General features: G+C 72.0%; 13 protein-coding genes. 4 read left to right on the plus strand and 9 right to left on the minus strand.

The window, feature by feature from the left end:
* Positions 1–118: 118 nt before the first annotated feature.
* From AC4MBH_RS00795 to AC4MBH_RS00810, 4 genes are all read right to left on the minus strand, one after another.
* Positions 119–1,993, minus strand: a complete 1,875-nt coding sequence (locus AC4MBH_RS00795) for an acyl-CoA dehydrogenase (protein ID WP_491792422.1) — start codon at positions 1,991–1,993, stop codon at positions 119–121.
* 112 nt (positions 1,994–2,105) lie between these two features.
* Complete coding sequence (locus AC4MBH_RS00800; RefSeq protein WP_491792423.1) at positions 2,106–3,299, minus strand: acyl-CoA dehydrogenase family protein; 1,194 nt, start codon at positions 3,297–3,299, stop codon at positions 2,106–2,108.
* Positions 3,296–4,147, minus strand: coding sequence for a poly(3-hydroxyalkanoate) depolymerase (phaZ, locus tag AC4MBH_RS00805; protein ID WP_491792424.1), 852 nt, complete (start codon positions 4,145–4,147; stop codon positions 3,296–3,298). Before phaZ ends, AC4MBH_RS00800 begins: the two co-directional genes overlap by 4 nt.
* On the minus strand, positions 4,137–5,858 hold the full coding sequence (locus tag AC4MBH_RS00810) for a PHA/PHB synthase family protein (RefSeq protein ID WP_491792425.1): 1,722 nt from the start codon (positions 5,856–5,858) through the stop codon (positions 4,137–4,139). Before AC4MBH_RS00810 ends, phaZ begins: the two co-directional genes overlap by 11 nt.
* Positions 5,859–5,998: 140 nt before the next feature.
* Here AC4MBH_RS00810 and AC4MBH_RS00815 point away from each other — a divergent pair, with 140 nt between their 5' ends.
* Positions 5,999–6,457, plus strand: coding sequence for an RrF2 family transcriptional regulator (locus AC4MBH_RS00815; RefSeq protein WP_491792426.1), 459 nt, complete (start codon positions 5,999–6,001; stop codon positions 6,455–6,457).
* Positions 6,458–6,966: 509 nt separating this feature from the next.
* On the opposite strand, the gene AC4MBH_RS00820 is transcribed toward AC4MBH_RS00815, so the two are convergent.
* Positions 6,967–7,776 carry a coiled-coil domain-containing protein gene (locus tag AC4MBH_RS00820; protein WP_491792427.1) on the minus strand — a complete coding sequence of 270 codons (810 nt, stop codon included), beginning with the start codon at positions 7,774–7,776 and terminating at the stop codon, positions 6,967–6,969.
* A 46-nt stretch (positions 7,777–7,822) separates the two neighbouring features.
* The gene (locus AC4MBH_RS00825) at positions 7,823–8,275 is read right to left on the minus strand and encodes a nuclear transport factor 2 family protein (protein WP_491792428.1); all 453 of its coding nucleotides are present in this window, start codon (positions 8,273–8,275) and stop codon (positions 7,823–7,825) included.
* A 126-nt stretch (positions 8,276–8,401) separates the two neighbouring features.
* Here AC4MBH_RS00825 and AC4MBH_RS00830 point away from each other — a divergent pair, with 126 nt between their 5' ends.
* Both AC4MBH_RS00830 and AC4MBH_RS00835 read left to right on the plus strand, forming a co-directional pair.
* Positions 8,402–8,938, plus strand: coding sequence for a SigE family RNA polymerase sigma factor (locus tag AC4MBH_RS00830; protein WP_491792429.1), 537 nt, complete (start codon positions 8,402–8,404; stop codon positions 8,936–8,938).
* Entirely contained in the window at positions 8,931–10,265 is a 1,335-nt protein-coding gene (locus AC4MBH_RS00835) for a hypothetical protein (protein WP_491792430.1), read from the plus strand. Before AC4MBH_RS00830 ends, AC4MBH_RS00835 begins: the two co-directional genes overlap by 8 nt.
* Here the strand turns inward: AC4MBH_RS00835 and AC4MBH_RS00840 are convergent.
* Positions 10,252–10,908, minus strand: coding sequence for a DUF2461 domain-containing protein (locus AC4MBH_RS00840; RefSeq protein WP_491792431.1), 657 nt, complete (start codon positions 10,906–10,908; stop codon positions 10,252–10,254). The genes AC4MBH_RS00835 and AC4MBH_RS00840 overlap by 14 nt on opposite strands.
* Before the next feature lie 46 nt (positions 10,909–10,954).
* Entirely contained in the window at positions 10,955–11,662 is a 708-nt protein-coding gene (locus AC4MBH_RS00845; RefSeq protein WP_491792432.1) for a hypothetical protein, read from the minus strand.
* Positions 11,663–11,822: 160 nt separating this feature from the next.
* Here AC4MBH_RS00845 and AC4MBH_RS00850 point away from each other — a divergent pair, with 160 nt between their 5' ends.
* Entirely contained in the window at positions 11,823–12,617 is a 795-nt protein-coding gene (locus AC4MBH_RS00850) for a class I SAM-dependent methyltransferase (protein WP_491792433.1), read from the plus strand.
* A gap of 53 nt (positions 12,618–12,670) precedes the next feature.
* Here the strand turns inward: AC4MBH_RS00850 and AC4MBH_RS00855 are convergent, their stop codons facing one another.
* Positions 12,671–13,474: a glycosyltransferase family 61 protein gene (locus AC4MBH_RS00855; protein ID WP_491792434.1), complete on the minus strand. Its 804-nt coding sequence runs from the start codon at positions 13,472–13,474 to the stop codon at positions 12,671–12,673.
* Positions 13,475–13,779: the final 305 nt, after the last annotated feature.

A 13,779-nucleotide genomic window follows, 5' to 3' on the forward strand; every position in this document is an offset into this window, starting at 1 on the left:
CCACCGTCACGCTCCCTCCCGCTGTCACAAAGCGGTCGGGAGCGTCCGAGGGTTGTCAGCGAGGCGAAAAACGACGCTGACCCGCCGTACACGTACGACGGGTCAGCGTGGGGGTGGATCAGAAAGCGGACTCGTCGAGGTCCATCAGCGCGAGGTCGGTGGCCTCGGCGATGGCGCGCTCGGCGGAGATCTTCGGCAGGTTGTGCAGCGCGAAGAACTGGGCCGCGGCGACCTTGCCCTCGTAGAACGCCTTGTCCTTGGCGGAGACCTCGCCGCCGAGCCTGGTCAGCGCCACCTCGGCGCCGCGCAGCAGCAGCCAGGCGCACACGACGTCGCCGAGCACCATCAGCAGGCGGCTGGTGTTGAGGCCGACCTTGTAGATGTTGCGGATCTCCTCCTGGGCCGACATGAGGTCGTTGATCATGTGGCCGACCAGGGCGTTGGCGTCCTCGAGCGCGGTGGCGAGCAGGGCGCGCTCGGTCTTCAGCCGGCCGTTGCCGGCCTCGGAGTCGATGAACTGCTGGATCTCGCCGGCGATCAGGCCGAGGGCCTTGCCCTGGTCCTTGACGATCTTGCGGAAGAAGAAGTCCTGACCCTGGATCGCGGTCGTGCCCTCGTAGAGGGTGTCGATCTTGGCGTCGCGCACGTACTGCTCGAGCGGGTACTCCTGCAGGAAGCCCGAGCCGCCGAAGGTCTGCAGCGACTCGGTGCCGAGCAGCACCCAGGAGCGCTCGGAGCCGTAGCCCTTGACGATGGGGAGCAGCAGGTCGTTGACGGCGTTGGCGAGCCTGGTCCGCTCGCTCTGCGCCTCGCCGGCGTGCTCGGCGAGCTGGATCTCGTCCTGCCAGGTGGCGGTGTAGAGGACCAGCGAGCGCATCGCCTCGGCGAAGGACTTCTGCACCATCAGCGAGCGGCGGACGTCGGGGTGGTGGGTGATGGTGACGCGCGGCGCGGTCTTGTCGCCCGACTGGGTCAGGTCGGCACCCTGCTGGCGCTCCTTGGCGTACTCGAGGGCGTTGAGGTAGCCGGTCGACAGCGTCGCGATCGCCTTCGTGCCCACCATCATCCGGGCGTTCTCGATGACCTGGAACATCTGCGCGATGCCGTGGTGGACCTCGCCGAGCAGCCAGCCCCTGGCCGGCTCGCCGCCGCCGACGGAGGTGTCGCCGAACGTCACCTCGCAGGTGTTGGAGACCTTGATGCCCATCTTGTGCTCGACGTTGGTGACGTAGACGCCGTTGCGCTCGCCGGTCAGCTCGCCGGTCTCGTGGTCGAAGTGGTGGTGGGGCACCAGGAACAGGGAGAGGCCCTTGGTGCCCGGACCGCCCACGCCCTCGATGCCCACGGGGCGGGCGAGCACCAGGTGCATGATGTTCTCGCTCATGTCGTGCTCGGCCGAGGTGATGAAGCGCTTGACGCCCTCGATGTTCCACGAGCCGTCGTCGTTGAGCGTGGCCCGGGAGCGGCCGGCGCCGACGTCGGAGCCGGCGTCGGGCTCGGTGAGCACCATCGTGCAGCCCCACTGCCGCTCGACCATGATCTGGGCGATGCGCTGGTCGCGCTCGTTGCCGTTGCGGTGGACGACCTGCGCGAACGCCGGGCCGGCGGCGTACATCCACACCGGGGCGTTGGCGCCGAGCACCATCTCGGCGGTGGCCCACACCAGCGACGAGGGCGCCGGCGTGCCGCCGAGGTCCTCGTTGATCTGCAGGCGCCAGAACTCGGCGTCCATCCAGGCCTGGTAGCTCTTCTTGAACGACTCGGGCAGCGGCGCGGTGTGGGTGGCCGGGTCGAAGACCGGCGGGTTGAGGTCGCTGTCCTCGTACGACGCGGCGAGGTCCTCGCGGGAGAGGCGCTCGACCTCGCCGAGGATCGAGCGCGCCGACTCGGCGTCGATGTCGGTGAACGGGCCGGTGCCCAGGATCTCGTCGCGACCGAGCACCTCGAAGAGGTTGAACTCGATGTCGCGCAGGTTGGACTTGTAGTGGCTCACGGCGGTCCTTGATCTCGTCGGTGTTCTCGAGGCCCGGTGTCTCGCGAAGCGACACTACCGACCAGTAACTTAATGGTAAGGGGGCCGGCCCGCCGAGGCAACACGGCATTGGTCACACGAAGGCGCTCTCCCCGGTGATCGCCCGCCCGACGATGAGGGTGTTGATCTCGCGGGTGCCCTCGTAGGAGTAGATGGCCTCGGCGTCGGCCACGAACCGGCCGACGTGGTGCTCGAGCAGGATGCCGTTGCCGCCCAGGACCTCACGTGCCCACCCGACGGTCTCGCGCATCCGCACGGTGCTGTGGGCCTTGCAGAGCGACGCGTGCTCCTCGCGCAGCCGGCCCGCGTCCTGCAGCTGCGAGGCACGGGCGTTCATCGTCGTGGACGCCGTGACGTTGGCGAGCATCTTGACCAGCAGGTCCTGCACCAGCTGGAACGACGCGATCGGGCGGCCGAACTGCTGACGCTGCTTGGTGTAGCGCAGCGCGTGCTCGAACGCGCCGCGGGCGCAGCCGGCGGCCTGCCAGGCGACGTCCATCCGGGTCACGCGGAGCACCCGCGCGGTGTCCTTGAAGCTGTCGGCACGCTGCAGGCGGTCGGCCTCGGGCACCCGGACGTCGACCAGGTCGATCTCGGCGTTCTGGACGACCCGCAGGGCGATCTTGTCCTCCTGCTTGGTCGCCGTGAACCCCGCGGCGTCGCCCGGGACGACGAAGCCCTTGACCTGGCCGTCGTCCTCGTCGCGAGCCCAGATGACGACCAGGTCGGCGAAGGTGGCGTTGCCGATCCACTTCTTGCGCCCGTTGAGCACCCACGCGTCGCCGTCGCGGCGGGCCGTGGTGGTCATCCCCTGCGAGATCGCCGACCCGGTCTCGGGCTCGGTGAGCCCGAAGGCCCCGATCAGCTCCATCCGTGCCATCGCCGGCAGCCAGCGCTCGCGCTGCTCCTCCGAGCCGCAGAGCATGATCGAGCCCATCGCCAACCCGCCGTGCACCCCGACGAAGGTGCCGATCGAGGAGTCGACGCGGCTCATCTCCATGGCGACCAGCCCGTTGACCAGGGCGCCGCGGGCCGGGCACCCCGGGCCGTCGTACGTCAGTCCGGCGATGCCCAGGCCGGCCAGGCCGGGCAGCAGGTCGTGCGGGAACGCGGCGCGGGTCCAGTAGTCGTTGATCACCGGCTCGACCTCGCGGGTCATGAAGGCCCGGACCCGGCTCAGCAGCGCGCGGTCCTGCTCCTCCAGGAGCAGCTCGATGCCGAGGAAGTCGGAGAACGGCGTCTCGTCGGGGTCGGTGTCGGTGCTCATGCGGGCTCCTGGGCGGTCGGGCGGGTCTCGGCGGAGAGGAAGGACTCGATGACGGGGGCGAGCTCGTCGCTCTCGGTGAGTACGCCGAGGTGGCCGCCCTGGTACACGTGCAGTGTCGCGTCGGGGACGAGGCGCGTGATCACCCTGGCGTTGACGAGCGGGATGATCGGGTCGTCGTCGCCGGCCAGCACCAGCACCGGCTGGCGCAGGAACGGCAGCCCGGGCAGGCTCGACCAGCCCGCGCCGGCGAGGAGCTGGTAGTAGTAGCCGCGCTTGGGACCGGACCTGGTGGTCGCGTGCAGCAGCCGGGCACCGCGGGCGGGGTCGGTGCGCATCGAGCCGCCGTAGATCCTCGCGGCGACCCGGGCGGCGTAGTCGGGATCACGGTGGCGGCGCGGGGTGAGCATGATCCCGAGCACGTCGGGCCGGGCCGGCACCATCAGCGACCCGGTGCCCGTGGCGACCAGCACCACGCGGCGTACGCGGCGACGGGACTGGAAGGCCAGCTGCTGGGCCACGCCACCGCCCCAGGACAGGCCCAGGACGTCGAAGGTGCCGTGGCCGAGCGTCGTCATCACGGCGGCGAGCCACGAGGCCAGGCCGGGCATCGTGTAGGGGGACGGCGGCAGCGGCGAGCCGCCCACGCCGGGCACGTCGAACCGGACCACCCCGCGTCCCGGGTCGAGCGCGTCGACCAGCGGCTGCAGCGCCTCGAGCGAGGCGCCGATCCCGTTGCACAGCAGCAGGGGCGGGTCGGCGGCGAGAGCGCCGCTCGCGGGCCGCACCGAGACGCGCACGGGGATGCGTCGTACGACGACGGTGCGCAACCGGTCGGGCTCACCGGTCATGGACGTAGGTGCCCGGTGCGTCGCACAGCGGCTCGTGCCGCGCGGATCCCAGACGACGCGGCCGGCCGCGCTCGGGCCCGGTGCGGTCGGCGAGCCAGGCGGCGTAGTCGTCCCACCAGCTGCCGGAGCTCTTCGTGGCCGACGCCAGCCACGCGGCCGGGTCCGGCGGGTTGTCGGGCGCGGTCTGGTAGCTCGCCTTCGCGTTGCCGGGCGGGTTGACCATGGCGGCGATGTGGCCGCTGGTGGAGAGCACGAAGCGTGATCGGCCACCCAGCAGCTGGGTGGTGCGGTAGCAGGACTCCCAGGCGCACAGGTGGTCGGCGATGCCGGCGACGACGTAGCTGTCGGTGTCGACCGCGCCCAGGTCGACCTCGGTGCCGAGGACGGTGGCGGCGCCCGGTTGGGGGAGGGCGTTGCGGATCGCCAGGTCCATGAAGTCGCGGTGCATCGCTGCCGTCATCCGCACCGGGTCGGCGTTCCAGTAGAGGATGTCGAACGCCTTGGGGGCGTGGCCCAGCAGGTAGTTGTTGACCCAGTAGTTCCAGATCAGGTCGTTGGGACGCAGCCAGGCGAAGACCTCGGCGAGCGCACGACCGTCGAGGTAGCCCTTCTCGGCCGACGCGCGGGTCGAGGCGGCCGCCGCCTTGTGGGACAGCAGCGCGCTCGGGAGCCCGGCGTGCTCCTGGTCGAGCACCGTGACCGCGAGGCTGAACGCCGCCACCTGCTCGAGGCCGCCGGTCGCGGCGAGGTGGGCGAGCGTCATCGCCGCGATCATGCCGCCGGAGCAGATGCCGAGCAGGGCGACCTGCTCCTGACGCGAGATGTCCTGAGCGACGCCCATGGCCTCGAGGATCGCGGCGGCGTAGGTGTCCAGGTCCCAGTCGGCGTGCCGCTTGTCGGGGTTGCGCCACGAGATGCAGTAGACCTGCTGGCCCTGACCCACCAGGTGCTCGACCAGGCTGCGCTGCGGGGCGAGGTCGATGACGTAGTACTTGTTGATGGTCGGCGGCACGATCAGCAACGGCACCGTGCGGACCCGGGGGGTCTGCGGCGTGTACTGGATCAGCTCGAAGACGTCGGTGCGGTGCACGACGGCGCCGGGGGTGATCGCGAGGTCCTCGCCGACGGTGAACGCGTCCGGCTCGACCATCGACGGCACCCGCGGGGCCGTGGCGAAGTCACGCACGAAGCGACGGCCGCCCTCGACCAGGTTGCCGCCCCCGGTGTCCACGATCCGCTTGAGGACCTTGGGGTTGAGCAGCGGGTTGTTGCTCGGCGCGGAGGCCTCGACCAGGTTGTCGACGATGAACTCGATCCGCTGGCCGTCGCCCCAACCCAGCCCGGCGTCCGCCACGACGCCCCGCGCCGCCTCCCCGGTGGCCAGGTAGCCCTGGAGGGTGCGTCGCAGGAACGGGTTCTTGCTCCAGCCGTCGTCGGCGAACCGCCGGTCCTTGGGGTGCGGCGCCAGGTCCGACCGGCCCACCACGACGCGTCCGAGCTCGGCGGTGAGCGACGCCGTACGACGCGCCACGGTGCCGGGGTGCCGGGCCAGGCGCCCGGCGAACCGGACCCCGGACATGCCCGGGAGGAAGCGGCGCAGCGGACTGCTGGCGGCGTCGGCCAGCAGCAGGTCGAGCGGCGCCGAGGCCGCGGAGGCCGCCGATGGCCCGTCGTGGTCGGAGTCGTGGTCGGCGTCGTGCGCGTCAGGCATGGTGGCTCCGAGAGGGCGCGGGCGGGACGACCGGGTGTGACGGCCGCCACAGCCACCGTGCCACGGGGTGACAAACCGGGGCGGCCGCCGGGGTCGCGTTGGTCCAGTGTCCGAGGCGACATATCTGACACACTGGCCTCATGCGAGTTTCCGCCAAGTCCGACTACGCCCTGCGGGCTCTCATCGAGATGGCAGACCGCGGGGACGGCAAGGCGGTCAGCGCCGAGGAGCTCGGCCGGCTGCAGGAGATCCCGCACGGCTTCCTCCAGGCCATCCTCGCCGACCTCCGCCGCGCCGGCATCGTGATGTCGCAGCGGGGCCAGTCCGGCGGCTGGCGGATGGGCCGCGCCGCCTCCGACGTCTCCGTCGCCGACGTCATCCGCGCCGTCGACGGCCCCCTCGTCTCCGTCTACGGCCTGCGCCCCGAGTCCGTCAGCTACAACGAGAAGGCCGACGTCCTCCAGCACGTCTGGATCGCCGCCCGCCGCTCCCTGCGCGAGGTCTTCGAGCAGGTCTCCATCCAGCAGCTCTCCGACGGCAAGCTCCCCAAGGCCGTCACCTCCCGGACCGCTGACGAGGACGCCTGGCAGCCGCACTAGCTGGATGGCGCGAGCGCGTCGGGCCCTGCCGTGTCGCGGCCGGTGGCGTTCGCTCGTGGTTGCGGTTGTCGTCGGCCGCGTCACGCCGGCCCGCCGCGCTGCCGCGCCGCGGTTGGCGTCTGCGGTGGCTCCGGTGGTCTGGCGGCCTACGGCTCGGCACCTTCGCTCGCTGACGCTGGTCGAGCCGGGCGAGCGCCGGCGAGGCTGACGCTCTGGGTAACCGACGCTGGTCGAGGAGGTTCCGCTAGGAACCGTCTCGAGACCACCGGCGAGGCTGGGCACCTGGGCGACCCACGCTGCGAGAGCTCCTGTCAGGTGCGCACCTGGGTGACCCACGCTGGTCGAGGAGGTTCCGCTAGGAACCGTCTCGAGACCACCGGCGAGGCTGGGCACCTGGGCGACCCACGCTGGTCGAGCCGGGCGAGACCCGGCGAGGCTGGCGCACCTGGGTGACCCACGCTGGTCGAGGAGGTTCCGCTAGGAACCGTCTCGAGACCACGCCGCGAGCGCTACGACAGCTCCGACAGCCGGCGCTTCAGCTTGCGGCGCTTGCGCTCGACCTTGGCGAGGCGCTGCTCGAGCTCCTCGTTGCGGTGGCGGAGGCGCTCGACCTCGTGCCGGGACTCGGTCAGGGCGCGGCCGGCGGTGGTGAGGGGGTCGTCGGGGAGCGGGGTGGGGTCGAGGGCGGTGACGTCGCCGACGACGTCGTACGACGAGCAGCCGAGCAGCTCGCGCCAGGCCGCGGCGAGGCTGGGGTCGGTGGGCAGCGGGGGCGGGCCGTGCGGGTCGGGGACGCGCAGGGACTTGGTGCCGAAGTCGGCCACCCGGCCCAGGGCCCGCCAGGTGCTGGCGGGGTCGCCGAGCAGCACGTGGACCCGGTCGGCCGCCCCGACCGCGCCGGCCCAGCGGGGCAGCACCTCGGTGAGGTCGCGCCCGGGGTCACCGGCTCGCACCCAGGCGTCGGGGGCGCGGGCGGTGACCACCGCGTGCACGTCGAAGCCGTCGAGCGAGTCGACGACCGCGCGCGCCCGCCCGGCGTCCGCCCGGGCCAGCAGCGACTGGCTCACCACGATCGTGTCGCGTCCGGCGCGCGCCCGGCGCACCAGCTCGTCCCAGGCGCCGGCGACCTCGTCACGGGCGTAGCCCCACTCGTCGTGGACGCCGAGGACGTCGAGCGCCGCGCGGAAGGTCGCGGCGGGATCCCCGGCGCCACGCACGTGCAGGTCGAGCAGTGCGTGGGAGTGGGAGGTCAGGGCGGTGGGGAGGACGTCGCCCGACCCGTCGTCGAGTCCGACGTGGAGGTAGGCGCGGCGCGGCACGCCCTCCACGGTGGCACGCGGAGGTGAGCGGGTGGTGACGGGAGCGTCAGGCCTGGGTGAACGATGCCATCGTGCGCTCGGGCTCCCAGAACGCCCGCATCGACCGCACCCGGCCATCGTCGTCGACGACGTAGACCATGACCAGGTCGGTGACGGTGGACGAGCCGTCGGCGAACGACGTCCGGATGCTGCCGAGGTTGGCGCAGGTGTTGCTGCCCGGGTTGGCGAACGACTCGGTGATCGTGAACGCGAACGTCGCGATGGGGGCGATCGCCTGCTCCCAGAACGCCGCGATGCCGGCGTGGCCGTGGTGGCCGCGGCCCTCGGGGTCGAACATCGACGGGCCCACCGGGTCCTCGAGCACGGCGTCCTCGGCGTACACCGTGAGCCACTCGGCCAGGTCACCCTTGGCGACGGCGGAGTAGGACCGCTGGCTCGCCGTCCGTGCGGGGTGCGGGTCGTCGGCCGCGAGCCAGGTGACGGCGTCGGAGGTGATCATGGAGGCATCGTACGGTCGAAATTGGAACGCGTTCTAGTTCCAAGTGCGAGAAATCCGGTACCGGCGTGTGACGTGTCCGGCCCGACCGGCGTCCTTGGGGGTGACGCCGACCGAACCAGGAGTGAGATGTCGAAGCAGGGGCTGCAGCCCGGGGAGTTCGAGGAGTTCGCACGGGCGCGGACTCCCGTGCTGCTGCGCTCGGCCTGGCTGCTGTGCGGTGACACCCACCTCGCCGAGGACCTGGTCCAGGACACCCTGGCCAAGGTCTACGTCCGGTGGCACGCACCGTTGCGCAGCCGCATCGACGACCCGGTGGCCTACGCCCAGACGGCGCTGACGCGCACGTTCCTGAGCAACCGCCGCCGGCGCAGCAGCAGCGAGCGACCGTACGCCGACCTGCCCGACCGTCCCGTCGGCGACGGCACGGTCGGCGCCGAGACGCGGATGGCGCTGCTCGACGCGCTCGAGGGGCTCGCCCCGGCCGACCGCGTCGTGCTGGTGCTGCGCTACCTCGAGGACCTCAGCGTCGACGAGACCGCCCAGCGCATGGGGGTCTCGCCGGGAGCGGTGCGCAACCGCTCGATGCGCGCCCTCGACCGGCTGCGGCCGCTGCTCGACGTCTCGCTCACCGTCCACCCCGAGAGAGGCACCACCCATGACTGACCACTCCTCGGCCTCGCGCCTGCTGCGCGACGCCACCGACGAGCTGCCGGCCGACGTCGACCGACTCGTGCGCGACGGCGTCGCCCGCGGTCGCGCCGTACGCCGCCGTCGGGCCCGGACCACGCTCGCCGCGGTCGCCGTGGTCGGCGTCGTCGGCGCCGCGGCGAGCGTGACCACCTGGCCGTCGGGAGGCGGTCCCGGCAACGAGCCCACCTTCGCCGGGGACGCGGCGACGTCCGATCCCCCGTCGTCCGCGCCCGAGGTCTCGGGTCCCGCCGGGGTCGCGTCGGCCGACCTCGCCGTCGCCGCCGCCGACGTGCCGGCCACGTTCGCCGACCTCCTGCCGGAGGCGACGGTCGGACCGTTGAAGCAGGACCCGTCGTACCCCCTCGTGGACGAGGCGACGCACCGGGTCGCGCACTTCCTCGTCGACGGCACGCTGACCACGTTCGTCGCCGAGCGCGCCGACGCGCTCGCCGAGTGCCCCGCCCAGGACCGCGAGTCCACGGAGGCGACCTGCACGATCAGCGAGGGCGTCCAGATCCTGACCCACGGACCCGCGCACCACGACGGGGTCACCTCGCAGAGCGTCTCGGCGTGGGTGAACGGCTACGTCGTCACCGCGCAGTCCTACAACGCCGCCGAGGGCAAGGAGGCGCCGCTCGTCACACCCGAGCCCCCGATCTCCGTCGACCGGCTCGAGGAGATCGCGACCAGCCGCGTCTGGTTCACCAGTCCGGAGGGTGTCGGTGCGTCGACCGAGGTCGACGTCCACACCTACAACGACCCGTGGACCGACGTCGAGCGCGACGACATGGCCGACGTGCTGACCTCGCTGCTGCCCGCGGGCGACGTCGGGTCGCCGACCGTGTGGCCCGCCGACGTCTCGCGGATGCGCTCCTCCCGGGGTGTCGTCGAGGTGCCGCTGACGGCCCACTGGGGCCCGCGGGGCTTCTACCAGGGCGGTGCGGTGGTGTGGGACGGCGGGCGCGTCACGGCGCTGGTCAGCGGTGAGGCCCAGCCCGAGGAACGGGTGACGCAGGAGGATCTCGAGACCTGCAGCACCATGACCATCAGCTGCGAGGAGCTGCCGGACGGCTCCTGGGTCGGGGCCTCGTCCTACGAGGACGACCCGCGCGGCAAGAGCCCTGACGACATCGTCAGCCTGGAGGTCACGCTGTTCCGGCCCGACGGCGGCCAGGTCAGCCTCACGGCCTACAACGCCCCCGACGAGGACGGCGTGCCCACGGTGGGCGAGGACCCGGTGCTGGGCGTCGCGCAGCTGAGGGAGATCGCGCTCGACCCCGTGTGGTTCAACGGATCCTGAGGTCCTCCGGCACGCCGGCGACCGCGCGCTGGAGCCACGTCACCAGTGGCTTCAGCGCGCGCCAGTCGTCGCGGACCAGCGTCTGGACGGCCGGGGTGTGGATGACCTTCTCGAACCCGTAGCTGCGGCTGGCGATGACCTGCTTGTGCCGCAGGAGGTCGATCCGCGGGTGGTCGGCGTCGTACCCGCGGGGCGTCGTCTTGAGCTGCTCGCCGCCGATCTCGAAGCCGGCCTTCCCGAGCCTGGTCAGCAGGCGGCGCAGGGCAGGCCCGGTCTTGTCGTCGGCGACGGCGTCGCGGATGGCGCCGAGGCGGGCGCCCGACGCCTCGTAGAACCCGCCGCCGACGCGCACCCCCCGCGGTGAGAGCTCGACGTACCAGCCCATGGACGGGCCGCTCGCGACGAACGCGCCCTGGTGCGTCTTGTACGGCGTCTTGTCCTTGGCGAACCGGACGTCGCGGTAGGGCCGGAAGATCTTGGCCGGCCCGAACTCCGGCTCGAGCGCGGCGCACAGGGCGACGAAGGGTGCCTTGACGGCCTCGTCGTAGACGGTCTTGTGCGCGTCCCAGAACGCCTTGGTGTTGTCGAGCTCGAGGTCGTCGTAGAAGTCGAGCGCGGCGACGGGGAAGCCTTGGAACTGCACGTCCCGACCCTACGGTCGGGGGTGGGTCCGGGTCGGTCCGGGCTGCTCAGGCGTTCCAGCGCCAGCTCGCGAGCACCTTCCGGAAGTCGCCCTCGGTCACGTCGTCGCGCGCCCTGAACGACCCGATGATCGTGTACTGACCGCCGGTGTGCACCGCGAGGTACGCGAGCAGGACGAGCGGGTCGCCGGCAGCGTCGACCCGGCCATCGATGCGCGCTCCGATCGCTCGTTCGCCGTCGATGGTGATCTCCTCGGTCGGGGTCGAAGATCCGCCGTCGGGGCTGCGCATGCTCCGTCTCCACGTCTCCTCGAGCTCCGCCGCCGAGTCGGCCCCGCGGGCGCTGTGCGCCGTGACGATGATGTGGCCCTTGGCCTGCTCGTGGGAGGGGCCGAGCGCGAGGGCCAGATCAAGGGTCAGGGCATCCGGCCCTCGCGCCTCCAGCGTGGTGTTCGTCCACTCGCCGCTGGGCCGCTCGAACGTGTAGCCGTCCCCGATGACCCTGTCCCGCTCGGACCCAGCCGTGCTGCCGGTCCTCCCGGCAGCGCTGGCGGGGGTCTCGCTGCGCGCCGCCTCCGGGCCGTCGTCCCGGTCGTCGTCGCCCGAGGTCACGGCAAGGGTGACGGCGACGACGGCGGCGACCAGCAGCGCGGCGGCGATCCCGAGGAGCAGTCCGGTGCGTCTCCGCACCGGCCGCGGGTCTGGCGCCGGGCGGACGTACGGCGGAGTACCGCTCGAGGGGTCCTGCTCGCTCACGTCGTCAGTATGGGCCCGCCGCCCCGCACCCCACGGTCGTCCGGGCCGGTGACCGAGAGCGTCGTGGACCAACCCGAGATCGGGGCTCGTGCTCGCTGCCTAAGTGCGACAGGGTGCCCGACGGCGACGTCCGCGGACCCGTGGTGGTTAAGGTCTGGCGGTGGACCGAGACAACATCGCCAGCATCCGTGACGCTCATCGGCAGCCCGGTTTCGGGACCATGTCCGTCGAGGACCTCGTCTCGATCGAGAAGCTCGTGGCGACCCACAGGCCGAGGTCGTTCCTCGAGATCGGGACGGCCTCAGGCCTGTCAGCCGCGGTCATCGCGCACATGCTGGAGGAGCACGGTGGCGATCGGCTGCTGACCGTGGACCTCCTGGACCACTTCTACGCCGACCCCACCAAGGAGGCCGGCTTCGTGATCCCCCTGGCCTACCCGGGCGGGAAGGTTGCCGTCGAGCGCCGGACCGGGTGGACGTCGGCAGACGTGGTGGCGTCGGGCAGCACCTTCGACATGGCGCTCGTCGACGGTGGTCACGTGCACCCGTGGCCCCTCATCGACACCCTGTGTGTCAACGTCGTGCTGTCCGGCCCGCGACTGGTCCTGCAGGACGACCTCACCCTGTTCCGGCGGCAGCCGAACGGGCGCGGGGTGGGTCCGAAGTTCCTCTTCGACCAGTTCCCGGAGTCCCACCGCGAGGTGTTCACCTCCGGGGGCGGCAACCTCTTCGCGGTCTCGCTCGACCTGCCGGCCGACCGGATCGAGCAGATCGCGCTCGACGCCCTCGCCCTGCCCTGGACGTTGACCCGCAAGATCCCCGAGGACGTGGTCGCCAAGGTGCAAGCAGTAATGGACGAGCACTACAGCGCGGAGCTGAGCCGCGCCTTCGCGCAGCACTGCACGACGTTCAACAAGCCGAACGGACGGTACCTCCGACCCCACCAGGCCACCTGACCAGGACCGGCGCCGCCGAGGTTGCCCAGCGACGTCGGCTCGTGCCGGGGGACTCACCCCAGGTGGGCGAGGGCGTGCTTGAGTGCCTTCTTGTCGCGGTGGGGGACGAACGTGGACAGGTGTCCGCAGGCCGCGTCGATCACTCGCTGGGCCGCCATCGGGCCGTCGGGGGATCGTTCGTCCCCGATCTCCATGACCCGGGTGCCCGGTGGGGCGAACGCCGACAGGTGAAGTGCGGAACCGCTGGAGCCTGCGACTACTCGGGCGCCGCGCACGATGGCGATCTGCTCGTGGATGGGCAGGCGCTCGGGGTGCACGACGCTGAAGCCGGCCTTCGAGAACACGGCGTCCAGCGCGGCGTCCCACCCCGCCTCGCTCCGGATGCGTCGGTGTGTCCTCTGGTCGGACTGGTTGAACGCCGAGCGCGACAGGAAGACACGTGCTGCGTCCCCGCGTTCGCCCACGGCCTCGGACACGCGGTTCCAGACCTCGACGGCCTCCGGGGCCGCCCACGACTTCAGCAGGACCGGTCGTGCTGGCACGAGGAGTCGCTCGGCACGCGCCGGTCTGCCACGGACGACCAGCACCTCGGGGTCGGCGAGACCCGCGAGACGGAGGAGGTCCCGTTGCCAGGTGGTCAGCTCGACCTGTCGGAGCGGGCGCCTTCGTTGGCCGCTGGCGCGGGTGGTGGCGTGGAGCAGCAGTCGTCCACGCGGATCGACCTCGCCCCACAGGGTCGTCAGCACCTCGAGGAAGAAGTGTCCGAAGTGGTCGGTCCAGTTGCCTGCGTAGCGCCAGTCGCCCTCGAGCAGCTGCGGCTGACGGGGTAGCGCGATCTCGGCGGGATCGACCGCCACGGGCGCAGCACGATCGCCCGCCCAACCTCGCACGGACGCCTCGACGAGGCGCCCCGAGGCGTCGTGCACGGCCCCCGTCATCCACCGCCGAGGACCAGGGGCACCTTCGTGGAGGTGCAGACGACCGCGCTCGCAGCGCGTCAGCACTGCGTCCTCCACCACGAGCCGCTGGAGGGGAGCGGGTGGGGCGGCCCCCGGGGACGACGGCACGGCCCAGCTCATGGCCGAACTCTATGCAGCGCCCTCGGCGGGCGACGAAGGGCGCCGCGCACCTCGCTGCCGCCGCGGCTCGCGCTGACCCGGTC

Source organism: Nocardioides sp. WJ219 (assembly GCF_058559815.1).